Genomic DNA, 25,162 nt, shown 5'->3' on the forward strand with positions numbered 1-25,162 from the left:
AATTTTTAATTTTATGAGGATAGACAATGTCTAATTTATCTTATATCTCTCAAAATAACGGTCCATGGTCAACCTATCTCGAACAAATTGATCGTGTTGCTCCTTATCTAGAGCATTTAGCAGATTATATCGATACACTCAAACGCCCTAAACGCGCTTTGATCGTGGATGTGCCGATTGTGATGGATGATGGTACGATCCAACATTTTGAAGGCTATCGTGTTCAACACAATTTATCGCGTGGACCGGGTAAGGGCGGTATTCGCTATCATCCAGATGTAGATTTGAATGAAGTAATGGCGCTGTCTGCATGGATGACCATTAAAACTGCGGTATTAAATCTACCATTCGGCGGAGCAAAAGGTGGTGTGCGTGTTGATCCACGTAAACTTTCACCACGTGAGTTAGAGCGTTTAACACGTCGTTATACCAGTGAAATCAGTCATATCATTGGGCCACAAAAAGATATTCCAGCACCTGATGTAGGTACCAATGCAAATGTAATGGGTTGGATTATGGATACCTATTCATCTGGTCAAGGTCATACTGTAACAGGTGTTGTGACAGGTAAACCTGTACATTTAGGCGGTTCATTAGGTCGTGTTAAAGCGACTGGTCGTGGTGTGTTTATCACAGGTCAGCAAGTTGCAGACAAGATCAAACTGCCTTTAGAAGGCGCAAAAATTGCAGTTCAAGGTTTTGGTAACGTGGGTAGCGAAGCGGCTTACTTGTTTGTTGAATCGGGATCGAAAATTGTGACGATTCAGGATCATACAGGCACTATTTACAATCCTGAAGGAATTAACTTAGAAGAACTAAAAGTTTATTTTGAGAAAAACCAAGGTGTAGGTGGCTTTGCTGGCGCGCAAGCAATTAGTGATGAAGAGTTCTGGTCTGTTGAGATGGATATTTTGATTCCAGCAGCATTGGAAGGACAAATCACTGTTGAACGTGCTGAAAAAATCACAGCGAAATTGGTTCTCGAAGGTGCAAACGGTCCAACCTATCCTGACGCAGATGACATGTTGATCAAACGTGGGGTCACGATTGTGCCAGACGTGATTTGTAACGCAGGTGGTGTAACCGTAAGTTATTTTGAATGGGTTCAAGATATGGCGAGTTATTTCTGGTCAGAAGATGAAATCAATCAAAGACTAGATAAGTTGATGATCCAAGCGATCAACGATGTATGGCATACCGCAAGTGAAAAAGCATGTAGCCTCAGAACTGCTGCCTTTATTTTGGGTTGTGAACGCATCCTGAAAGCACGTATGGAACGCGGAATTTTCCCAGGTTAATTTTAACTGGGTGAATCAAGACGATCTTAGAGCGAGTGCTTTAAGGTCGTTTTTTATATTTAAATAAACTATATTTCGCTCTGAATCACCGCAATAAATAGTTCAACGGCGTGTTGAATCTGCTCAGTCCAATCAAAAGAACAATTCATACGAATGAATTGTTGATGAGAAGGCAAAACATTAAATAATGGGCTAGGGGCGACACCGACTTGACGTTGAATCAGTTGTTCATACACCTGCATACTACTGACCTTGTCAGGCAATTGAATCCAAAGAAAAAACCCACTTGGATAGTTATAAACTTTGCAGCCTTGGGGTAAATGCTGTTTCAGAAAATGAAAAAATTGCTTTTTATTTTTTTCTAAAGTGCGTCGAAGTGTTCTCAAGTGCTTTTCATAATGATGATGTGAAAGAAACTCAACCAGTGCATTTTGAATCAATGCATTCGCTGAAATGGTACTCATCAGTTGCAAATGTTGGATATGCTCTGAGAATTTGCCTGCATAAACCCAGCCTACACGAAAACCTGAACCCAAGGTTTTTGAAAAAGAAGAGCAGTGTAATACTAAATTTTGCTGATCAAAATACTTCATCGGCAATGGTTTTTGGTGACCATAAAATAGTTCTTCATAGACATCATCTTCAATCAAATGAATTTGATGCTCATGTAAAAGCTTTGCGATTTTATATTTAATCTCTTCGCTTACGGTAAATCCAATTGGGTTATGTGCATTCAGCATGAACCAACACACTTTAATCGGATAATCTCGAATCACTTGCTCAAATGCTTCAAGATCAAAACCATGCTGAGGATGTTCGGGAATGGTAATGACTTTTAAACCCAAACGTTCAGCCGCTTGCCAAGCGCCATAAAAGATGGTTTGTTGCAATAAAATATAATCGCCTGGTTGCGTAATCGCTTGCAGAGAAAGATTAAGTGCATCTAAACCACCTGATGTAATGACGATATCATCGGCCTCAGTTGGAATCCCTTGCATACAATAGCGTTGAGCAATCAGTTTTCTTAACGCTAAGTTTCCCGGTGGTAGGTTTGAGGTTTGATCGTAACTATGCCGATTACGTGCCAGTTGTCCCATAATTTGAATGAGCTTGGGCGGATAGAGCAATTGACTATCTGGAAAGGCTGAACCTAAAGGGCTGACTTGTTTGGACTGAATAGATTTCAGGTATTTAAAAACCAGCGAGTTAATTTCAATTTTAGGATTTAAAGAAACCACAGAATAGGTTTGGGGAATCTGTGGCGGGCTTTGTTCTGCAACAAAATATCCCGATTTTTCCTTTGAATAAATCAGTCCCTGTGCTTCTAGTTCTTGGTAAGCGTTCATCACTGTAATTAAACTAAAACCCGAGATTTGTACTTGCTCGCGTAACGAAGGTAATTTGCTATGCGCTTGCCACGTACCATTCTCGATGAGAAGTTTAAGCTTATGCGCCAACTGTTCTGATTTATACATAAGGTCACGCGTCCAAATTTACTCTGTTTATGAGAATGCAGTATTTAGTGCTTTATTTTATAACAGAATCTAGAGAAATTAATAATCTGTTATATTTTTTTAGTCAAACTCTGTCGCTATTCAAGTATTAATATCTCATCCACAATAACAGTTTGAACGAAGCAACTTGCTTGGTATCCGTTGCAATGATTGCTAGCTCGTTCAAAAAAATGATTTGGACTTAAGGGCGTATGACGATGTTTGTGACGAAGCAATTGAATGCGATGACTCGGATTTTTAAAGAGACAACACCTTCGCAATCGGTGCAAAAACAGCTCGCACTTGATTATGTAAATCTAGAAGCGACCTTGTTACGTGCAAAAGTGCTTAGAGATTTCTCTAAAGAGAAAATAGCGTATATCGCGCAAGCAGAAATTGCGCAAAACGATAATAATCTGGCTTATTTATTTGCACCATTTATTATCGCGAATCTAAATCAAGCTGTGATCTATACCACGCCTGTTGCTTCATCGGTGTTGTCAGTTTTGAATCAATACTATCAGGCCGAAAGAAGTATCAATCTAAAGATTGAAGATGTAATTCAGAGCCTCAAACTCCATCTTGATCTGGTTGATGACATGACAAGCGAAGAAGATTTCCTCTATAGAAGTTTGGTCAAAGCACTCTGTCGAACAGATATATCCCATATTTTCTTGATTACGCATCTAGTTATAGATGATGAACAACGCAACATATTGCAAGCGTATTTCGATATAAAAATTGATGTGATTCATGCAGATGTAGCAAAAAGCATAGTCAATGATGATCTGATTAATACCAGAAAATTATTGTTCAAAAATAAAGATGAATGGCATAAAACGCTTTGTATGTTGTTTTCAGATTTAAATGCAAATCTTGTTTCGCAGATCGGTCAGTTCAACAGAAGCCAAGCCAGCCATCTCATTGAAGATATGTTTTATTCAGAACATATTTTTGAAAAATTATCAGTCTATGCCGAATACATGCAAACCCGTATTCAAAATGGTGCGGGTTATAGAGCACTGACCACGATTTAGTTTTTCAAAATTTGAAATTTATGATTTTAGGAGCAGATGATATGTCTCAGAAGCCACAAAAGTTCCCATATATTACGGTTGGGATAAGTATTTTATTCGGTTGTTTATTTTTAGTTTTCTTCTTTCTTGCCGTGAGTCATCAGCCTGATTATATGCCTTCTCAGCAAAAGCAAAATGCGACCCAAGTCCAGCATTCATCTCAGCAACAACATTAATTGCATGAACTTAACCCATGATTTAGTTTATCTCTCTGACTAGCGATTTGAGCATTCGTTAGTCAGTTTTTTTATCCAAAATAAAAAGAAGGCGTCATTTAATGTTTGAATGTTCACACGAAAATTAAATTTAAACCATCGCTTTTTACAGAATTTTTTATTTTAAGACGATGATTTAATTATTCAAATTTATAAATATCATCTTTAGGTAATCCTTGAAAACAAAAAAGATCTAACCAATTGAGAATAGAAAATCTCCTCTTTCCGTGTTACACCTACTATCGAGTAGATATGAAAAATAGCTCAAATGAGGGCACTTTGATGGATGAGTTAGAACAAACCAAACATAAACAAGAAGATACGGGATATGCTCGAATTGAACCTTATACTCAACCCGCAGGTGGGTGGGGAGCATTATTAAGCGTTGCTCGAAATCTCAAACGTCAAGACATTTTGAAAAAAGGGTCAATCACCTTACTCAACATTAATCAACCAACGGGTTTTGACTGTCCGGGTTGTGCGTGGCCTGAAAAGAAAGATGCACATGCTTTTAACTTTTGTGAGAACGGTGCGAAAGCAGTTGCCTTTGAAGCAACCAGTAAAACCGTAACACCTGAATTTTTTGCTCAACATACTGTCAGTTGGTTGACTGAGCAGAGTGATTTTTATCTTGAGGACTTAGGTCGTTTAACTGACCCAATGCGTTACGATCCAGCATTAGATAAATACGTGCCAATTTCTTGGGATGATGCATTTCAGCTGATCGCGAAACATTTACATGCTTTAGATCATCCTGACCAAGCTGCATTTTATACCTCTGGCCGTACCAGTAATGAAGCTGCCTTTTTGTATCAACTGTTTGTACGAAGCTTTGGAACCAATAATTTTCCAGACTGTTCCAATATGTGCCATGAAACCACCAGCGTTGGTCTAAAAGATGCGATTGGTTTAGGTAAAGGCACAGTCACTTTGGATGACTTCGATCAAGCAGATGCGATTTTTAGTTTTGGACATAATCCAGGAACCAATCACCCCCGCATGTTGGCAACGCTTAGAGAAGTCTCCAAACGTGGAGGCAATATTATTGCGATTAATCCAATCAAAGAGCGTGGTTTAGAGCGGTTCCAAGATCCTCAAGCCCCTTTGGAAATGATGACCAATGGTAGTACGCCGATTAGCCGTTATTATTTTCAGCCTAAAATCGGTGGTGATTACGCTTTATTATTTGGTGTACTTAAACATTTGTCTGAATGGGACAAAAAAGCCATAGCCAAAGGTAAGGCAAGTGTATTTGACCGTAGTTTCATCGAGATGAATACCATTGGTTTTGAGGAAATGCTAGCAGAGATTGATCGCACGGAATGGTCACAAATTCATAAACACACAGGACTTTCACCCGAACATTTAGAATCTATCGCTCAAATGTTCCTTGATGCGAAAAAAGCCATTTTCTGTTGGGGCATGGGGATTACTCAGCATCGTCATGGCACTGCAAATATCCACATGCTCGCCAATTTAATGTTGGCAAGAGGACATATTGGTCGTCCCGGAGCAGGTTTATGTCCAGTACGAGGACATAGTAATGTGCAGGGTGACCGCACCATGGGAATCAATGAAAATCCGAGTGATAAATTACTGGATAGCATTGATCGTGTGTTTGGAATTCAATCGCCACGCAAACATGGTTTTGGGGTAGTCGATACCATTAAGGCAATGTACGAAAACAAGGTAAAAGTCTTCATTGGCTTAGGCGGCAATTTTGCCGTCGCAACACCAGATACACCGTATACGCAGGAAGCGTTAAAGCGTTGCAATTTAACCGTTCATATTGCCACTAAAATGAATCGAAGCCATTTGGTCTGTGGTAAAGATGCATTGATTCTACCGTGTTTAGGTCGCACTGAAGTTGACATGCAAACACATGGTGCACAAGCAATTTCCGTTGAAGACTCAATGAGTAATGTCCACCTTTCGGCAGGGCGAAATCCCCCAATCTCGGAGAATATTTTATCTGAACCCGATATTGTGGCGCGAATGGCGGAAGCAACTTTGCTTGATAGTCAAGTCAAATGGAAATGGTATATCGAGAACTATGATCGCATTCGTGATTCGATTGCAGATGTATTTGATGAGTTTCATGATTTCAATCAACGGGTCTATCAACCGAGTGGTTTTCATTTGGAGCATCCAGCCAATCAACATGTCTGGAATACACCAAGTGGTAAGGCGCAGTTCTTGATTACGCCGTTGACGGAAGTGTATGAAGACAAAGAAAATCAATACGCTGCTGCTTATAGTGAACAACAGGTTTATACCTTGATGACCACACGCTCACATGATCAGTACAACACGACTTTATATGGTTTAGATGATCGCTATCGTGGTGTGTATGGGCAGCGACGTGTCCTGTTTATGAACCAAACAGATATTGATGAGGCTGGTTTTGAAGCAGATCAATGGGTCGATATTGAGAGTGTATTCTCCGATGGCGTGAAGCGGATTGTGCAGAGTTTCCGTATCGTGCCCTATAACATTCCAAAAGGAAGTTTGGCTGCATACTATCCTGAAACCAACCCTCTGGTCGCTTTAGGTAGTCATGATAAATATGCCAAGATTCCTGCATCCAAAAGTGTTCCCGTTATTTTACATGCAGGACAGGCTCCTGAACATTTCAATTTGGCAGTTGAAGTCGATCCAGAACATGCCAATGAAAGGGTCAGCGGTGCATAACTTTTAGATCTATCAAGAAATTTTAATCAAGCGATGTGGAATAGAGAGTACATAGAGTGGAAGCGCAAAAGTTAGGCTATGAGACGATGCAAGTGCATCGTTTTCATCGAGATGTTTCCGAAGACCAACTGGATTATATTGTTCAAGAATATCCTGTGGCACTCATCTACAACGGAATTTCTCATGCGGTGATGATGGCAACGCCTTCAGATATTGAGGTGTTTGCCAAAGGTTTTAGTTTGTCCGAAGGCATCTTGCAAAGTTTAACGGAATTGTATTCGCTAGAAATTAGCCAAAATGAATTGGGTATCCAAGTTGATATGGAGATTTCAGCTAGAGCCTTTATGGGATTAAAGCAGCAGCGTCGCATGATGGTTGGGCAAACAGGATGTGGTTTGTGTGGCATTGAAAGTCTAAAACAGCTTTATTCGAATCTACCTGTGGTCAGTACACAAGTTTGCACGACATGGTTCAATCAAATTCCATACGCCATTGCTCAACTCAAAACCCGACAAAAAATCAGTGAACTGACGGGTGGTGCACACGCTGCGGCGTGGGTGGTGAATGGACACATCGTGGCTTTATTTGAAGATGTTGGTCGTCACAATGCTTTAGACAAATTATTGGGTTATTTAGCCGAGCAAAACTTAAATGTCGCTGAAGGTTTTGTGGTCATGACCAGCCGTGCCAGCTATGAATTAATCCGTAAATGTGCTCAATACAATATTGCTTTATTAGCGACGATTTCAGCACCGACCAGTATGGCGATTGAGATGGCGAAACAGTCAAATTTAACGTTGGCTAGTTTCTGTCGTGGTGATAGTTTCGTTTTATATAAATAGTAAAAATTTGTGAGGAGCTTGATACCTAAGGCATTGATTTGTGTAGGATAGGGGTTTGCGTTCTACTATTCCTAAAAATTATGAATATACCTTTAAGACCACAGCCTGTTATTAACAATCTTGCTGGCGAAAATGCATTATTTATTGTTCTAGGCATCAATAGTAATCCTGATCATTCAGGAATTATTGACTTCCTCGCCAATTTTTCAGCTTTAGTCCGAAGTATGGCGAATCGCTTTCCAAATAGTCAATTTAGTGCCTCAGTGGGGATTGGCTCTCATGCGTGGGATCTGCTATTTCCAGATTTGAATAAACCTAAAGAACTGCAACCATTTCAAGAAATCAAAGGTTCAAAGCACACAGCAGTTACCACCCCAGGCGATTTATTTTTCCATATTCGTGCCAATCAAATGGCGATTTGCTATGAACTGGCTTCAATTATTCATGATCAACTCAAAGAGAGCAGCTATCCAATCAGTGAAACCAAAGGGTTTAGATACTTTGATGGTCGTGCAATTTTAGGATTCGTGGATGGTACAGAAAATCCCGAACATGAAATCGCTAAAGAGATTGCTTATGTTGGTCAAGAAGATGTTGAGTTTCTTGGTGGCAGCTATGTCTTTATCCAAAAGTATTTACATAACATGGAGATGTGGAAAGGACTAAGTACCGAAGAACAAGAGAAAGTAATTGGTCGAAAGAAATATGATGATGTCGAATTAGGCGATGATGTTAAACCGCAAAATGCACATAATGTCGTGAGTAAAGCACATGATGCTGATGGCAATGAGTTAAAAATTCTCAGAGCAAATATGCCATTTTCCAATCCATCTGAAGGAGAGTCGGGTACTTTCTTCATCGGATACTCTCGTTCCTTCAATATCACTAAGACCATGTTAGAGAATATGTTCCTTGGCAAAGAAAATGGTCACGTAGATCGTTTACTTGATTTCAGTACAGCTGTTTCAGGTAGTTTATTCTTTGTACCTACTTTCGATTTCTTGGAAGATTTGGCTGAATAAGACGGTAGGGAAATTCACCGTTGTTAAGCCAACGGTGAATTTAATCAACAAAAGTGTTATTTCATAAATCGCGCTTGTAATGCGGTTGCAGTCGCAAAAAGCTTTTGATAACCCTGAGGAAATAAACGCTGAATGGCATCAACCGCTTTCGCATCTGCACCGATCAGTAAACGGCGACGATTTTTTTGTACCGCATTTAAAATTAAATTTGCAGCTTCATCGGCTGGTGTACGCAGTAATTTATCAAAAGCGTCCTGACTTTTGACAGGATCCATACCTAAGCTGGTGACACTGTTATTCATACGTGCAGCTTTGGCAATATTGGTACGAATACCACCTGGGTGGATACAGGTCGCACTCACGCCTGAGTTTTCGATATCCAGTTCTTGACGGAGTGACTCAGTGAAACCACGCACTGCAAATTTACTGGCATTGTAAGCACTTTGGGTGGGTTGTGCAGTCAATCCAAACATACTGGAAATATTGATGATATGCCCATCACCACTTTGTTTTAGATAAGGTAAAAACTCTTTGGTACCATAAACCACACCCCAAAAATTAATTCCAATCAACCATTCAAGGTCTTCATAACTTACACCTTCGGCGGTACTGCCAAGTGCAACACCTGCGTTGTTGAAAATTAGATTCACTTTGCCATGTTGCTCTACCACAGTTTTTGCCCAAGCTGCGATTTCATCTCGCGTTGCCACATCTACTTTATGTGTCGTGACTTTGACTGGAAATGCTTGTAGCAGTGCCACTGTATTCGCCAAGCCTGTTTCACTAACATCCGAGAGTGCAAGGTTACATCCTTGTTTAGCCAAAGCAATCGCCAATGCTTGACCAATACCTGATCCTGCACCCGTGATCGCTGCGACTTTATCTTTAAATGTTTTCATTTCATCTATCCTTTGTTTTTATGATCGTGCCTTAATTGGAAACCACTGGGACTTGAACATAATGTTCGAGATCAAAGCGGCGGGTTCGTTGACGATATTCAAAAGTGAAACCGGGCCAATTATTGGTGTTTTTTCCTGTCGCGGTTTGATACCAACTGGTACAACCTTGTGACCACATGGTGCTTTTCATTCTTTCTTGAATTTCTTGGTTAAAGTTTTGTTGTCTATCGGCTTTTAAATCTGTAAATAACAAGTTCTTTTGAATATGGGTTTGAATTGCATCAATAATATAATTCACCTGACTTTCAATCATATACACAATTGAATTGTGTCCAAGGTTGGTATTGGGTCCATACAACATAAAGAAATTGGGGAAGCCACTCACCGTTAAGCCTAAATATGCTTCGGCACCGTCTTGCCATTGTTCTTTTAAGATTGTGCCTTTTAACCCCGTAATCTGCATGGGCGCCATAAAATCAGTTGCTGCAAATCCAGTCCCATAAATAATGGTATCAACTTCACGCAAAGTACCATTTTTATCGACGATCCCTGTTTCAGTAATTTCCTGAATATCAGTGTTGATGACCTCTACATTGGGTCGCGTTAAGCTTTCATACCAATAATTAGAAATCAGAATACGCTTACAACCAATTGGATAATCAGGCATTAACTGATGGCGGAAATGAGGGTCTTTGATTTCCTTACGAATATGGCGTTGAAACATATATTCTACGAGCGGGATTTCGTTGAGGGTAATCGTAAAACCCTTAAGAACACTTTCGTTATAACTGTACTGATACATACGATCAAGGCTTTGCAAGATCGGCAGCTTTTGAAAAGCCTTACGAGCAAGCGTAGAGTAAATGCGGTCTGGCTTGGGAATAACATAAGGTGCTGAACGTTGGTAGACATCTAAATGGGCGACCTGTTTAGCGATCTCAGGCACAAACTGAATAGCGCTAGCACCTGTACCAATCACAGCGACACGTTTATGACTTAAATCATAATCATGTTCCCAACGCGCAGAATGAAATGCTTTGCCTTTGAAATGTTCAATGCCTTTAATTTTTGGATAAGCAGGTCGATTCAGTTGACCGACTGCCGCAATCAGAAATTCTGCTTCAAATTTCTCACCTGTCGTACTTTGAATCTGCCACAGCCCTTGCTTTGCATCAAATTCAGCACTTGCGATCTCAGTCTTAAACTGAACATGAGGGCGAATTTGATATTTCTCAGCACAATGACGTAAATATTGATGAATTTCTTGCGAAGTGCCGTAACGATTTTTCCAGCCCAGTTCTTGTTCAAAAGAAAATGAATACAAGTGCGAAGGCACATCACACGCCGCGCCCGGATATGTGTTATCACGCCAAACGCCGCCCACATCTCCAGCTTTTTCAAATAATCTAAACTGATTGAAACCCGCTTGTTTTAGGCGGATGGCGAGCCCTAATCCACCAAAGCCTGTTCCTATAATGGCGATACGGATATTTTTATTTGAATGGGATGATGGCTTTAACATGGTCTGCTCGCACGATTGGGAAAGAGGGGCAATCGATAAAAGAATATAGAATAGTGGTTAAAGCTATTGATTTAGAGGATGGATGCGGACAAAATATTGTGATTCGAGGACATTTGGAAATGTACATTGACGTACGCATGGGCATTTGATCGAAGTATACATAGTGTTCGACTCATGGCTGATTTTGCAGCTGAGTTAGGTGTCGATTATCAGCTCATATTAAAAGGAACAGGCTTAGATCAACAGCACTTGCTTGATCCAAATATGGCGGTATCAGCACAACAGGAATTACAACTGATCGGAAATTTGGTTGAACAGCTTGGGCATAGACCCATGTTGGGTTTAGAAGTTGGAACACGCTACCATTTCACTACTTTTGGCTCGTTGGGTTTAGCACTAATGAGTACTGCCAATATTCGTGAAGCACTCGATTTTGCCTTGGCATATTTTCCATTAACTTTTGCATTTACCCAGTTTATTGTTTCTGAGCAAGAACAAGGTATTCGCATCGAGTTCACAATCGATGAGGGGATTCCCAAATCACTGTCTCAATTTATTATTGAGCGAGATATTGCCGCTTTAGTGACTGTTCAAAGAGATTTGATACCAGAAAATTTCTGCTTAGCTTTGGCATTTTCTTTTCAGCCTAAGGGCGATCTACAAACCTATATTGATTTATTCGGCATCGTCCCAGAGTTTGGTGAGATCAAGAACTTTATTATTCTCGATGTTGAAAAAGTAAACCAAAAACTGCGTATGGCAAATGAGTTGGCTTTGCAGCATGCAGAACAACAATGCCGTCAAATTTTAGAGAAGCGTCAATCACAAAAAAAATATTCACACCATGTACAACAAGTCTTGATGCATACCAAAGGAGAGATACCTTCAATGGAAATCGTGGCTGATCGGTTGCATTTAAACTCAAGAACCTTGCGCCGTCACTTGGTCAATGAAGGCACAACTTTCATTAAAATTAGAGAAGACGTTCGCAAAATTTTGGCGGATTACTATTTGTCTTTACCGCAAACTTCGGTTGAACAGATTGCTGAATGGCTCGGCTACGCGGAAGCGACCAGCTTTATCCATGCCTATAAGCGCTGGTATGGGAAAACACCGCATGCATCACGCTTGGCAATGTCTATGGACTCTATTAATAATCACTTAAATCAGCCTTCAGCCCTCGCTAATTCTGCTTCGATATAACTAATAATCATGGTACTCAATCCTCTGACCATTTCATCAAAGCTAATTTGTGGGTTTGGTAAAATCAGATGGCGTGCCACGTTAAAAATACTGCTATTAATACTAATATAAGCCGTCACGCTAAGATTATTTACTTTTAAATATCGAGGATGACGGATCATGTATTTCATCAATACATCCATCAATGCATATTCAATCTGACTGATATATCTTTCATATTTGAGTTCAGTTGCATATCTTAAGCAAATTAAGTAGCGATCATCATCCCGCGTTAACAAATCTCGGAAAGTATAAAAAATCATTTCAAACAAAGGTTCTAACTCTTGTTCAATGATGATAGGCGTGAGTTCTTTGACCATATCTAAAACTTCTTTGACGAAAGTTTTTGCCATCGCATCGTAGATTTCTTCTTTGTTTTTAAAATATTCGTACAACGAGCCGACGCTGACACCTGCGATATCTGCAATGTGTCTTGTGGTGGTTCCACTGGTACCATGCATTGCAACAGCGATAAAACCTGCTTCAATAATAGTATCAACAGTCACTTTTGAGCGCGCTTGACGGGGTTTACGTGTTGCCATGGTGGTTTTACTAAAATCCGAACATAGTGTCAGATTAACATGCTGTTGAATATTATAGAAGATATGGGTCTCTAATCCGAACAAATAAAATTACTAAAATTTTAATATTCAGTTTTAACTTGTAATAAAAGGATTGGATAGAGGTTTTTTTCTAGGATTCTATATTGTTGTTTTTCAATTTATTTTTATTAATTGATTGATATTTATTATGAATAGTTGGTTTGTTGATCGTTCTTTCCCTGTTTTATCTCATCAAAAACTGAGCACTTTATTCGTTATTGATAAGCATAAGAAATTGAAAAATTACCCGAATTGAATCCGAACATAAGATCAGTCTACAGTAGACCTATCAAATATTAAGTTCAGAAATATCTTCCCGAATGATTCTTCAATGAGCTATCCACTGTTTAAACGATAGAGATGCTCTAAGAACCATGGTTAATGAGCTTAATGGAGTGTCATATCACGAGCTAACTCCGCTCAATACTGAATGTAGGGTGTTGCTATGATTGCGAACACAGTGAAAAAGACCTTTAGTCTATTTAAGCCAAACCCACTCGCTGAGCAAATTGATTTTGCGAGTAAAGATTCTATCCCAATTCGTCACCTAGCAATCGGATTTGAAGGTGAGAAGGTTGATCTGTCATTTTATATGAACAACCAATTCGCCACGCTTTTTTTTGCTACGCTTTCTGTATTTCTGACTTATGGCGAAGATCTTGTCATTGAAACCGCACGTCATCATCGAGATTTACTTAAAGATCCGATCTTAAAGCAACGTGTCACTTCATTGATTGGTCAGGAAGCGATTCATTCTAAACTACACAATGAATTTAACGATGCGATTGTAGCACTGGGCTACCCAGTCACCTTTTATCGTTTCTTAGGTTCAAACTTTTTTAAATATATCTTCCTTCAATTTCCGCAACCATTAAAACTGTCGATGATGGCAGGTATTGAGCACTTTACTGCGGTACTTGCTGAATACATGATGCAGCATGAGCAAAACTTTTATTTCTCCGAGGATGAGAAAACTCGTGCGCTCTGGATGTGGCATATGTTGGAAGAGTCTGAGCATAAAGATGTTGCTTACGATGTCTATCAAGTTTTGAATGGTAATTATGCTTTGCGTATCAGCGGCTTTGCGCTTGCTTACTTTACGATTTTAGGACTGATTCCATTTTCAGCCTCACTAGTTCCCGTTTTCCGTCGACCGCAAGAGATGTTGACGACTAAGTTTTGGAAAGATGCAAAACGAGGCGTGAAATTAATCTTTAGTCCTAAAGATGGCGTGTTTGGTAGTACACAAGGTCAAATCTTTGATTACTTACGTAAAGACTTTCATCCAAATGATCATGATACATCGAAGTATCTTGAATACTACAAGCAAAAACTACTGTCAGAAGGTGGGGCATTACATCCTTTCTTTGTGAAAGAGTTCACGCCTAAAGTTCAAGCAGCTTAATCATCGGATAGCACGATCTAATCCAATTGTTGAGGTATTGAGACAGTTAAAGTTGCAGAAATAATCTTAGAAACAACGTTGCTGTCTTATTTAGTTTTTACTATTTTTATGGGAATCGAAAATGGTTGCTCAAATCATCAGAAATGTCTTTAATGACAAATTAAGTACCAAATATCAGGGGATTGTTCAGAACTTCGTGAACAAATCGCCAATACCGATTCGTCATTTTGATTTTAAATTCAACCCTACAGAACTTGATGAAAAGTTCTTCTTAAATAAAGAGTTGGCAACGTCTTACTTCCATGCGTTATCTATATTTTTAACCTTTGGCGAAGATGTCGTTATTGAAACTGCACGTTACCATCGTGACTTTATAACAGACCCTATTCTAAAACAAAGATTAACCTCACTGATTGGTCAGGAAGCGATTCACTCCAAAGTACACAATCAGTTTAATGATGAGGTGCTGAAAGAAAATGATTATCCAGTTGAACTGCTTCGTGCGATTGCGGATAAGGTTTTTGAGTATGGCATTTATAAACTTCCACATTCACTACAACTGTCGTTGATGGCAGGTATTGAGCACTATACCGCTGTTCTAGCTGAATTTATGATGCAGCATGAGGACTATATCCTTGGTTCTCAAGACGAAAGACAGCGAGCCATGTGGATGTGGCACATGCTAGAAGAGTCTGAGCATAAAGATATTGCCTATGATGTGTTTTTAGAACTATCAGGTGATTACTGGGTGAGAGTGACTGGCTTTTTATTGGCGAGTTTGACCATCCTTGGCGGAGTTTCTTTGGGTGGTTATCTCATTCCCTTTATTCGTAAACCAAGCAATTTGATCAACCCACGTTATATGAAAGATATGTTGGAAAGCACTGCCTTGTTGTTTGGTAGTGAACGTGGTGTATTTGGTAGTAGCTTCATGCACATTTTGGAATATTTACGTCCAAGTTTTCATCCAAATGATCATGACACCACTGCCTATATGGAATATTACAAACAGCGATTATTAGACCCAGAAACAGGTTTATTGACGCCTTATTTTCTTAAAGAATTTGTACCGCCAGTACGTGCAGCATCTGCATAAATTCGGCGCATAAAAACCTGATTGTTGGATTGTATATATGAAATTCTTTGCTAAAAAAACCAAGCCTAGTCAAAAAGCATTTGCTGTTGTGACGGGCGCGGGTAGTGGGATTGGAAGAAGTTTTGCGCTTGAACTGGCAAAGCGTGGCGGAACTGTAGTCTGTTCAGATATCAATCTGGATGCAGCCAATGAAACGGTTTCACTGATCGAGCAACTGGGTCAAAAAGCCTTTGCTATCCAATGTGATGTCAGTAAGGCTGAACAAGTTACACAATTGGCAGAGCAAGCAGAACAGGTGATGCAGAACCCTGTCACGCTTGTGATTAACAATGCTGGAATTGGATTGGGTGGCAAGTTTGATGAGATGACCACAGAAGATTGGCAATGGTGTATGGATGTCAATTTGTGGGGCGTAATTCATGGTTGCCGTACTTTCGTACCTAAGTTTAAGCAACTTGGACATGGTGCAATTATCAATGTCGCATCCGCTGCTTCTTATACCGCTGCACCTGAAATGGCGGTCTATAACGTCAGTAAGGCGGGTGTTCGTGCGTTATCCGAGACGCTTTCTGCTGAGCTTCGCAAGTTCAACATTAAGGTCAATGTATTATGTCCAACACTGGTTCCGACCAACATTATTAAAAATGGCAAAGTACCGCATAAAGGGATATTGGATTATGCCTTGACCAATTTGGCGTTTACCACCAGTGATAAGGTTGCGAAACTGACGTTAAACCGTTTGGATAAAGATCAGCTTTATACCATTCCTCAGATTGACGCCAAGCTCTTCTGGTTAATGAAACGTACTGCACCGAATTTATATGCAAAATTCTTAGGCAACTCGTACAGATTTATGAAGTAACCCAAGTAAATACCAAAACTTTTGCCAGAATTTGATACACGGAAATGTCATCCGCAACCTGCGTAGTATCAGAAGAGTATAAGGTTTTGTATTTACGAAGGAATTAAATATATGAAACAAGTGAACAGGTTTTGTGGATGAGCAGCGATGTAGCTGCGCAAGATGGTTGCCCTTGCGGAGCTTCGCTCCTCATCCCGAAAGAAAAGTAGGTCGAGCCTGAACAAACCAAAGCGATTAAAGCTTTGGTACAGTGAAAGACGTAGTAGCTAATTACGAAATTTAGATGAGAACTCGGCAAGACGCCGCCGTGAATCTAAACGATGGATAGGAAGTTTTAAATGACAGCTCAAGCAAAAAAATTAAACTCAGCTGAGAAAAAAGCATTACCTGCACATATCTATGACAGCTTTATTGTAGGTGCTGGTATTTCAGGGATTGCCACCGCGATTCGATTGGATCAAGTTGGCTATACCAATTACAAAATTATTGAAAAAGCCAATCGTGTAGGTGGTACATGGCGTGAAAATACGTATCCGGGTTGTGGATGCGATGTGCCGTCAGCACTGTACTCATATTCATTTGCACCAAGTGCAAAATGGAGTCACCTATTCGCACGTCAGCCTGAGATTCTAAGCTATCTAGAAGAAGTCAGCGAAAAATTCAATGTTAGTTCAAAAATTGAATTTGGTACTGAGTTGTTAAATGCCGCTTGGGATAACCAACGTAATTTATGGGTGATTGATACTAACAAAGGTCAATATTTGTCTAGAACTGTGGTTTTTGCCACTGGACCGATTACCGAAGCACAGATTCCAAAATTAGATGGTTTAGAAACATTTAAAGGTGAAATGTTCCATTCAGCTAAATGGAATCATGATTATGATTTGACGGATAAGCGTATCGCTGTGATTGGTACGGGTGCATCTGCAATTCAATTTGTGCCCCAAATTCAGCCTTTGGCAAAACAACTCTATGTTTACCAACGTACTGCGCCGTGGGTCGTACCGAAGCCTGATACTGATTTGGGTGAAGTGAGCAAATCACTGATTGCTAAATATCCACTGATTCAAAAAACATGGCGTAAAGCTGTTGCTCAGTCACTCAATGCGATCAACTTCGGTTTACGTAACCCTGCGGTATTAAAACCTGTAGGTGAACTTGCTAAACTGATTTTAAAATTCCAGATAGAAGACCCTGAATTACGTAAGAATGTAACGCCTAACTTTACCATTGGGTGTAAGCGTTTATTGTTCGCCAACAACTATTACCCAGCTTTACAGCAAGAAAATGTCAAACTGATTCCACATGGTTTAGTGAAAGTAGAAGGCAACACTGTTATTTCTGCAAATGGTGAACGTCAAGAAGTAGATGTGATCATTTGGGGAACAGGCTTTGAAGTTTCGCATCCGCCGATTGGTAAGCGTGTTTCTAATGAAAAAGGTGAGTGCCTACATGACTTATGGAAAAGCAGTTCTCCAGAAGCATATTTGGGTACCAGCATTGAAAACGTACCCAATGCGTTCTTAGTGTTAGGACCAAATGTTCTGGTTTATGATTCGTTTATTGGTTTGGCAGAAGCGCAGCTTGATTATATTGTCGATGGTTTATTAAAAATCAAAGAGCAAAATATTGGTAAATTAAACATTAAGTCTGACGTGATCAAAAAGCATAATGAATTGGTACAAAAGCATCTGAAAACCACTGTGTTCAATGCTGGTGGTTGTAAGAGCTATTATTTAGATGCCAATGGACGTAACTTTGCTGCTTGGCCTTGGTCGTTGAAGAAATTGAAGCAACGTTTAAAGCATATGGATTTAAACGATTATGAGGTAACGCTTCAATCTGAAAAAACCAACTGATTTTAGTTGAGTAGACCTGTTTCATTATTATTTGCACCCGCTTTGGACTTCTTCCATAAGGGAGAAAAAGGGGTTCAAGAAAAAGTTCGAGTGAAATGGCAGTAAATTTTATCTAAGGATGGAATTTGCTGCTTATTTTTTGCAAGATAGAAAATTAATTAGGAATGAAATATGAAAGACGGACAATCGAGTCGAACGGCTGAGGCTGCCGCGGCACTGCGTGCCAATCATTTTCAGAATGCTGAAAATCCAGTGTTTGCTGATCCTTTTGCCTTTGAGTTAACCAGCAAAGGTTGGCAGAAATTACTGACGACAACACCGACAGTGAAAATGATGAATTCTCCTGTGTTCAACCGAACATTGGGATTGCTCACTGGACAAGTCGTTGGACGTTCACGATACGCTGAAGATCAGCTTTATGCGGCGATTGATCGAGGTGTACAACAATATGTGTTGGTTGGTGCGGGTCTAGATTCATTTATTTTGCGTCAAACACAGTATTACCCAGCGTTAAAAATTTTTGAAGTGGATCATCCTGACACACAGACAGCAAAACAAAAAAAACTAAAAGTGTTCGGAGACATCCCGACCAATGTTGAATTTGTGGCAATTGATTTTGAAAAGGAATCAATCGCAGAAGCTTTAGAACGAAGTGGATTTCAACAAGAGCAAGCTGCATTCTTTTCTTGGTTGGGTACAACGCATTACTTAGAGCCACAAACCACGTTAAATACCTTGGCAAGTATAGCGATCATTGCTGCTGAGGGCAGTGAAGTTGTTTTAGATTATTCAATTGATTATCGACAATTGCAGGGAATCGAACGTTTAGGCAGTTTATTTGTATCTCAATTTACAGGGTTTTTAAAAGAGCCACTTAGAGGTCAATTTCAAACAAAGACACTGCACCAAGCCGTTGAGAAAATGGGCTATGACATGGTTGAGGATTTATCAGGAGACGGTTTAAGTGAGCGATATTTTCATAATCGTCCTGATCGAATACGTCATACCATCGCAACACATATGTTACATCTTCGTTTGCAGCAAACATGATGAGCTTGGCATATGAATAAACCCACTCAATCAGACAAATTTCATCTCAAGTTGAGTTTGAAATTTATCAAATTTAGGTGGGTTTCATTTTCTGTGGACAAAGCCTAATCACTGATAAGCTTTGCCGATAACAAATTACTTGTTATTTGGATCCGCTTTTTCACTATCTTCAGTTTGATTGCCTTTTGGGCTTGGTGTGGTATCAGGTTTTGGTTCGGTAGTGGAATCCGCTTGAGAATGTTCTTTCACCTGAGTTTGTTTAGCATTTTCGTCTTTGGTGGTCTTTTCAGAAAAACTTTTGAAACCTGACATTATTATCTTCTTTGGTTGGTTATTGAGCTTTCATGGTACAGATTTGGATTGATTACACTTAGGTAGTTATGAGAGCGATATGTGGAGATATGTGCTCAGTAAGGTGTTTATATCAACATCATATTTCATTAATAAAATCATATATATATTATCTATTGAATCTTATGGTTTAATTGAAATAAGATGAGATGAATGATTAGAGCTGCTGTACACGAAGCACACAAATCTTTCATGGTGTGTAGGTGCAGATAATTTTTTATATGGTCATGTTTATTAACTTTAATTGGAAGTGCGAAGTATAGTTGCAGAATGTAAATCAATTAGAGTACGAAAATTAAAAACATTAAAAAATTATATGTGCTAGGCTTGCGAGATTTCCTTAATAAACTGGCTGCTATGAATTCAGAGCAATACCATGAAGCAAGTAAGTTTCAGTGGTCTTTTCTTTTGCCTAAATATTGGGGAATATGGGTCGCGATACTCATTCTAATGATATTTGCCATTCTTCCTTGGGCTATTCAATGGCGATTAGCAGAAGGTTTGTCTAAACTAGGATGGAAATACCTAAAGTCTAGACGTAAAACCACGATTAGAAATCTCGAACTCTGTTTCCCAGAGAAAAGTGAACTTGAAATACAACAAGATGCTAAACAAGTCTTTCTAAATATGATGTTGGGTGTTTTCGAGGCATTAAACGCTTGGTATTGTCCGCATTGGTTCAAAAAGCGGATACATATCCATGGACTAGAGCATCTTCAGCAAGCACAGGGTAAAGGGGTTTTATTGCTCAGTAGCCATACCACATTGTTGGATGCTGGCGGCTATGTAAGTAGTTGCTTTTTTGATTTTGATGTTGTTTATAGACCACAAAACAATCCTTTATTGGATATGTTGATCCGTAGATGTCGAGCGACGATTTATAAGAATCAAATTTCGAAAGACGATATGAAAGGATTAATTCATAGTTTGAGAAATGGCCATGCAATTTGGTACAGCCCTGATCAAGACTTTGGCTTGAAGCAAGGGGTTATGGCGCCATTCTTCGGTGTACAGGCTGCAACATTAACTGCGCATCGACGATTGATGAAAATTACCAAAGCATCAGCCATTCCTTTATTCTTTTATCGTGAAGGTGATATTCGAGATCCCCAATATCACATTTTATTGGAACCACCGTTAGATCATTTTCCGGGTCTGGATGAGGTGGAAGATGCGACGCGAGTGAATTTGATTATTGAAAATCAGATCAGAACGCAGCCAACCCAATATATGTGGTTTCATCGACGTTTTAAAACCAGATTGGAAGGACAAGAAAAATTATATTAAGTCATGAAACCCGCCTCATTATTTTGGTGGGTTTTTTTAATAAAAAATTAGATAGATTGGGATTAACCGCTATTTTTTTCCATAAATATAACGCAGTCAAAGTGGTATAGATCCAGAATGTAAGTCTTACAAGTTTTCTGTTAGCATTTGAGCAGACAGGTTGTGACAACCTGATTTTTGGAAAACTAAAAAATATAAGGTCATTATGCGTATTGATTTAAATAGCGATTTAGGTGAAAGCTATGGCTCGTGGAGTATGGGTAACGATGAGCAAATTCTTCCTATTGTGAGTAGTGCAAATATTGCATGTGGCTTTCACGCAGGCGACCCGCTCCATATTCTTAAAACATTAAAACAAGCAGCTAAACTTCGTATAAATGTCGGGGCACATGTATCGTATCCTGACTTAGTTGGTTTTGGTCGGCGCAAAATGACCTTATCTTATGACGAACTACTTGCCGATGTACTTTATCAAATTTCAGCTTTACATGGTTTAGCGCATGTTGCAGGAACCAGAGTAAGTTATGTCAAACCGCATGGTGCTTTGTATAACACTATTGCGACAGATTTAAATCAAGCCCAAGCGGTGATTGATGCGATTCTACAATTTGATGCAGACTTAACGTTGGTGGCATTGGCTGGCTCACCATTGATTGATTTTGCTCAAAAGCAAGGTTTGACGGTTGTATCAGAAGCTTTTGCTGACAGAGCTTATCATGACGACGGTAGTTTGGTTTCTCGTTATGAAACTGGGGCTGTTTTACATGATGCGAAGATTGTAGCTCAGCGTGTTCTTGATATGATCCTAAAAGGTGGGGTGGAATCCATTGAAGGAAACTTTACACCTATTCAAGCTGACACAATTTGTTTGCATGGCGATACCACGGGAGCTGTACAACTTGCGACAGTGATCCGCCAAGCGTTAATTGAAAATCAAATTGAAGTACGTGCTTTTTGCATGTAATTGCTTTTATGCATATTAAATAAAAGAGTAAGGGTATGCGATTTTTATCGGTTAATCTGAATTGTTTCTTGATTGAGTTACCCAGTTTAGAAGAAACCATTGCGCTTTATCATCATTTAAAGCTTGCAGCACATCCTTATATCCAAGAACTTATACCTGCTGCACGTACCATATTGGTTTATTTCGATCCTATCTTTATTGATGGGAAAAACCTGATTCAGTGGATTTCATCACAAAAAATAGATCAGTATTCTGAAAATACCAACAAAAAAGAAGTCATCATCAATGTATGTTATGACGGTGCGGATCTTGCACATGTCGCTGAATATTTGGGTATTGGCGTTGATGAGGTTATTTACAAACATACCCATTGCCATTGGCAAGTTGCTTTTATTGGCTTCGCACCCGGTTTTGCTTATTTGGTCAGTGCAGATCACCCTTTTGGAAATATTCCACGCTTAGCCTCGCCACGCAAAAAAATAGCATCAGGTTCTGTAGGGTTGGCAGGCGAATATAGTGGTATTTATCCGAAAGAGAGTCCTGGCGGATGGCAATTAATCGGACGTACAGATCAAACGATGTGGGATGTCAATCGAGAGCAAGCTGCTTTACTGTTGCCAAGTGATCAGGTGGTTTTTAAAGATATAAGCAAGCATCCGAAGCAAGTCACAATCCCTGCGACTCGTGTAGTTCCTATCAAAGCGCCACAAAATCCAGTTGTTTTCACCGTTCAAAATGTCGGTTTGCAAGTGTTAATACAAGATGAGGGACGTAAAAATGTCGCACAACTAGGTGTTGGACAGGCAGGTGCGATTGATCGGAGCGCATTTCACTGCGCCAATGCATGTGTGGGTAATCCTAAAAATGCTGCTGCACTAGAAATATATAATGGTGGTTTACGCTTAAAGGTGATGAAAGAAACCGTCATTGCGGTAACGGGTGCAGAAACGGAGTTATGGGTGAGCTATGCGAACGGCTATACAGTCAAACAACCGTTATATCAACCAATCGCATTAGATCGGGGCGATGAAATTTATCTGGACAAAGTTCAGGCTGGGATCCGTAACTATGTGGCAGTTCGTGGTGGTATCGCTGTCGAACAGGTATTAAATAGTGCCAGTTATGACAGTTTGGCTGAACTTGGAACAGCACCTTTGAGAGTTGGGGATGAAATACGATCAGCACAATTGAAAACGGGATGCGTTGATTTAGACCAATCAGCGACTGAATTATCCAAAGTAGGCGATCAGGTTGTGGTTGATATTGTGTTGGGGCCTCGAATGGATTGGTTTACGCCAGAAAGTATTGATTTACTGCTTGAACAGCGGTGGTTGATCACGGTGGAGAGTAATCGAATTGGATTAAGGCTCGCAGGGGATAAACCTTTACAACGTCAGATCAAGCATGAGTTGCCGAGTGAGGGATGTTGCACAGGCGCGATACAAATTCCACCAAGTGGGCAACCCGTCTTGTTTATGAATGATCATCCGATTACTGGAGGTTATCCAGTCATTGCGGCTGTAGCACCTTATCATCTTGATTTGATCGCTCAACTTGCAGCAGGATGTTATATCCAGTTTCGCAAAATATCAGATTTCATGGATATCAAAAAAAATGTATAAGCAACACAAGTTATTGATTGCCAATCGTGGTGAAATCGCAGTTCGTGTTATTCAAGCATGTAAAGATTTAGGTATTCACACTATCGCCATCTATGCCGACGATGACATAGACAGCTTATATGTAAAACTTGCAGATGAGGCGTGGGCATTATCAGGACAAACTGCGAAAGAAAGCTATCTCGATATTGATAAAATTTTGAATATTGCAAAGCAAAGCCAAACAACCATGATTCATCCGGGTTATGGCTTTCTGTCTGAACGTGCTGATTTTGCGCAAGCTGTTATCGATGCAGGGTTGATTTGGATCGGACCAACTCCTCAAAGCATGATTAGACTAGGCGATAAAATCGAAGCGCGTAAGCTTGCGCAAGCTGTTGGAGCACCGTTGGTTCATGGTACTGAACAGCCACTTGGTTCTGCCAATGAAGCGGTGACATTTGCACAAACATACGGTTTGCCGATTGCGATTAAGGCTGCTTATGGCGGCGGCGGACGTGGTTTAAAAGTGGTTAGGCAGCTAGATGAAGTCGCCGACTCTTATTCTTCGGCAGTACGAGAAGCACAAGCAGCTTTTGGTCGAGGAGAATGTTTTGTTGAACAGTATCTGGATAAGCCCAGACATCTGGAAGCCCAAGTAATTGCCGATCGGCATGGCAATATTGTGGTAGTTGGAACCCGTGATTGCTCTTTACAACGCCGTAATCAGAAGTTGGTAGAAGAAGCGCCTGCGCCATTTATTTATGACGATATTTATCAGCAATTAATACAATCTACGCTCGATATCTGTCGCGCGGCGAATTATGTTGGCGCTGGCACAGTGGAATATTTGTTAAGCCAAGAGGGTAGGCTGTCTTTTCTCGAGGTCAATACACGTTTACAAGTGGAGCATCCTGTCACCGAACAAACAACAGGGATTGATTTGGTTGTAGAACAAATTCGAATTGCACTTGGTCAACCGCTTTCTATCCAAGAAACGCCAAAACCACAAGGCCACGCAATTGAGTTTCGTATCAACGCCGAAGATCCAGCGCGAGGCTTTATTCCAACATTTGGTCACATCTCTCGATTTAATCCACCTTCGGGAATTGGTATTCGTCTAGATACAGGTGTTATCCAAGGAAGTCTTGTTTCAAGCCATTTTGACTCATTAATGGCAAAACTAATTGTGACGGGACCAACGCGTGAAATCGCCATTCAGCGTGCTAAAAGAGCATTTGCTCATTTTGAGTTAGAGGGTGTCGCATCTGTTTTGGCCTTTCATCGTGCGATATTGTCCGAACCAGACTTTATTGATGCATTTAAAGTGCATACCCGTTGGATAGAGCAGGAGTTTCAGCATAACTTTGCAATGTATCCACGCAGTAAAAAATCAGATTCATCTGTATTACAGCGCTACACAATTGAGATTGATGGCAAGCTTCATCAAGTGGGATTGCCTGTCGGATTGTTGAAAATGGCCAGTGTTACGGAGAATCATTTATCTGATGAGGCTTCATCGTCGCTGCACGATGAAAGTGCTGTTATCGCACCAATCAATGGGATTTTAAGTCGCTGGGCGGTTCAAGAAAATGCTCAAGTCGAGCTAGGTGATGTAATTGCCACGATGGAAGCAATGAAAATGGAAGTACCTGTGATTGCACATCGAACAGGTAAAATCAAAAACTTAGTGACTTTAAATCAAATGCTAGATGCGGATATGCAGATTGCGGAAATTATTTGAATTTGACGTTGTGGTGGTATAAGCCATTAAACGCCTTTTGACGT

At 40.0% G+C, this 25,162-nt stretch carries 21 protein-coding genes; 16 read left to right on the forward strand and 5 right to left on the reverse strand.

Annotated features, from left to right (window positions below):
• Positions 1–26: 26 nt before the first annotated feature.
• The gene (locus J2Y37_RS01070; RefSeq protein ID WP_005196556.1) at positions 27–1,298 is read left to right on the forward strand and encodes a Glu/Leu/Phe/Val dehydrogenase; all 1,272 of its coding nucleotides are present in this window, start codon (positions 27–29) and stop codon (positions 1,296–1,298) included.
• 68 nt (positions 1,299–1,366) lie between these two features.
• Here J2Y37_RS01070 and J2Y37_RS01075 read toward each other — a convergent pair whose 3' ends face one another.
• The gene (locus tag J2Y37_RS01075; protein WP_349031560.1) at positions 1,367–2,773 is read right to left on the reverse strand and encodes a PLP-dependent aminotransferase family protein; all 1,407 of its coding nucleotides are present in this window, start codon (positions 2,771–2,773) and stop codon (positions 1,367–1,369) included.
• Positions 2,774–3,009: 236 nt separating this feature from the next.
• Here J2Y37_RS01075 and J2Y37_RS01080 point away from each other — a divergent pair, with 236 nt between their 5' ends.
• From J2Y37_RS01080 to J2Y37_RS01100, 5 genes are all read left to right on the forward strand, one after another.
• Positions 3,010–3,828: a hypothetical protein gene (locus J2Y37_RS01080; RefSeq protein ID WP_349031561.1), complete on the forward strand. Its 819-nt coding sequence runs from the start codon at positions 3,010–3,012 to the stop codon at positions 3,826–3,828.
• 41 nt (positions 3,829–3,869) lie between these two features.
• The gene (locus tag J2Y37_RS01085) at positions 3,870–4,043 is read left to right on the forward strand and encodes a cbb3-type cytochrome oxidase assembly protein (protein ID WP_005196561.1); all 174 of its coding nucleotides are present in this window, start codon (positions 3,870–3,872) and stop codon (positions 4,041–4,043) included.
• A gap of 291 nt (positions 4,044–4,334) precedes the next feature.
• Complete coding sequence (locus J2Y37_RS01090) at positions 4,335–6,773, forward strand: FdhF/YdeP family oxidoreductase (RefSeq protein WP_349031562.1); 2,439 nt, start codon at positions 4,335–4,337, stop codon at positions 6,771–6,773.
• 56 nt (positions 6,774–6,829) lie between these two features.
• Positions 6,830–7,615 carry a formate dehydrogenase accessory sulfurtransferase FdhD gene (gene fdhD / locus J2Y37_RS01095; RefSeq protein ID WP_349031563.1) on the forward strand — a complete coding sequence of 262 codons (786 nt, stop codon included), beginning with the start codon at positions 6,830–6,832 and terminating at the stop codon, positions 7,613–7,615.
• Between the two features lie 80 nt (positions 7,616–7,695).
• Positions 7,696–8,637, forward strand: coding sequence for a Dyp-type peroxidase (locus tag J2Y37_RS01100; RefSeq protein ID WP_349031564.1), 942 nt, complete (start codon positions 7,696–7,698; stop codon positions 8,635–8,637).
• 56 nt (positions 8,638–8,693) lie between these two features.
• Here J2Y37_RS01100 and J2Y37_RS01105 read toward each other — a convergent pair whose 3' ends face one another.
• Together J2Y37_RS01105 and J2Y37_RS01110 are read right to left on the reverse strand one after the other, a co-directional pair.
• On the reverse strand, positions 8,694–9,536 hold the full coding sequence (locus J2Y37_RS01105; protein WP_349031565.1) for an SDR family oxidoreductase: 843 nt from the start codon (positions 9,534–9,536) through the stop codon (positions 8,694–8,696).
• Between the two features lie 31 nt (positions 9,537–9,567).
• On the reverse strand, positions 9,568–11,058 hold the full coding sequence (locus J2Y37_RS01110) for an NAD(P)/FAD-dependent oxidoreductase (RefSeq protein ID WP_349031566.1): 1,491 nt from the start codon (positions 11,056–11,058) through the stop codon (positions 9,568–9,570).
• Between the two features lie 174 nt (positions 11,059–11,232).
• On the opposite strand from J2Y37_RS01110, the gene J2Y37_RS01115 reads away from it, so the two are divergent.
• Positions 11,233–12,261, forward strand: coding sequence for an AraC family transcriptional regulator (locus J2Y37_RS01115; protein ID WP_349031567.1), 1,029 nt, complete (start codon positions 11,233–11,235; stop codon positions 12,259–12,261).
• Here J2Y37_RS01115 and J2Y37_RS01120 read toward each other — a convergent pair.
• A complete protein-coding gene (locus J2Y37_RS01120; protein ID WP_349031568.1) occupies positions 12,225–12,926 on the reverse strand; it encodes a TetR/AcrR family transcriptional regulator in 702 nt (233 codons plus the stop codon). The two genes, J2Y37_RS01115 and J2Y37_RS01120, sit on opposite strands and share 37 nt — an antisense overlap.
• 421 nt (positions 12,927–13,347) lie before the next feature.
• Between J2Y37_RS01120 and J2Y37_RS01125 the strand changes: the two genes are divergently transcribed.
• The 5 genes from J2Y37_RS01125 to J2Y37_RS01145 all read left to right on the forward strand — a co-directional run bounded on the left by J2Y37_RS01125 (position 13,348) and on the right by J2Y37_RS01145 (position 19,174).
• Complete coding sequence (locus J2Y37_RS01125) at positions 13,348–14,307, forward strand: metal-dependent hydrolase (protein ID WP_241322595.1); 960 nt, start codon at positions 13,348–13,350, stop codon at positions 14,305–14,307.
• A 121-nt stretch (positions 14,308–14,428) separates the two neighbouring features.
• Entirely contained in the window at positions 14,429–15,403 is a 975-nt protein-coding gene (locus J2Y37_RS01130; RefSeq protein WP_005196571.1) for a metal-dependent hydrolase, read from the forward strand.
• A 37-nt stretch (positions 15,404–15,440) separates the two neighbouring features.
• Positions 15,441–16,265: an SDR family NAD(P)-dependent oxidoreductase gene (locus J2Y37_RS01135; protein ID WP_005196572.1), complete on the forward strand. Its 825-nt coding sequence runs from the start codon at positions 15,441–15,443 to the stop codon at positions 16,263–16,265.
• A 338-nt stretch (positions 16,266–16,603) separates the two neighbouring features.
• Positions 16,604–18,124 (forward strand): NAD(P)/FAD-dependent oxidoreductase, encoded by a 1,521-nt coding sequence (locus J2Y37_RS01140; RefSeq protein WP_349031569.1) that lies wholly within the window; start codon positions 16,604–16,606, stop codon positions 18,122–18,124.
• Between the two features lie 171 nt (positions 18,125–18,295).
• Entirely contained in the window at positions 18,296–19,174 is an 879-nt protein-coding gene (locus tag J2Y37_RS01145; protein ID WP_349031570.1) for a class I SAM-dependent methyltransferase, read from the forward strand.
• Positions 19,175–19,309: 135 nt separating this feature from the next.
• On the opposite strand, the gene J2Y37_RS01150 is transcribed toward J2Y37_RS01145, so the two are convergent.
• Positions 19,310–19,486, reverse strand: a complete 177-nt coding sequence (locus J2Y37_RS01150; RefSeq protein WP_005196575.1) for a hypothetical protein — start codon at positions 19,484–19,486, stop codon at positions 19,310–19,312.
• 396 nt (positions 19,487–19,882) lie between these two features.
• On the opposite strand from J2Y37_RS01150, the gene J2Y37_RS01155 reads away from it, so the two are divergent.
• The 4 genes from J2Y37_RS01155 (at position 19,883) to J2Y37_RS01170 (ending at position 25,118) form a co-directional block, all read left to right on the forward strand.
• The gene (locus J2Y37_RS01155) at positions 19,883–20,812 is read left to right on the forward strand and encodes a lauroyl acyltransferase (protein ID WP_349031571.1); all 930 of its coding nucleotides are present in this window, start codon (positions 19,883–19,885) and stop codon (positions 20,810–20,812) included.
• A gap of 205 nt (positions 20,813–21,017) precedes the next feature.
• Positions 21,018–21,776: a 5-oxoprolinase subunit PxpA gene (locus J2Y37_RS01160; RefSeq protein WP_349031572.1), complete on the forward strand. Its 759-nt coding sequence runs from the start codon at positions 21,018–21,020 to the stop codon at positions 21,774–21,776.
• A 35-nt stretch (positions 21,777–21,811) separates the two neighbouring features.
• Entirely contained in the window at positions 21,812–23,398 is a 1,587-nt protein-coding gene (locus J2Y37_RS01165) for an urea amidolyase family protein (RefSeq protein WP_349031573.1), read from the forward strand.
• Complete coding sequence (locus J2Y37_RS01170) at positions 23,391–25,118, forward strand: biotin carboxylase N-terminal domain-containing protein (protein ID WP_349031574.1); 1,728 nt, start codon at positions 23,391–23,393, stop codon at positions 25,116–25,118. The genes J2Y37_RS01165 and J2Y37_RS01170 overlap by 8 nt, the downstream gene beginning before the upstream one ends.
• Positions 25,119–25,162: the final 44 nt, after the last annotated feature.

Origin of the sequence: Acinetobacter sp. 3657 (genome assembly GCF_031456775.1) — a bacterium.
GTDB lineage: Bacteria > Pseudomonadota > Gammaproteobacteria > Pseudomonadales > Moraxellaceae > Acinetobacter.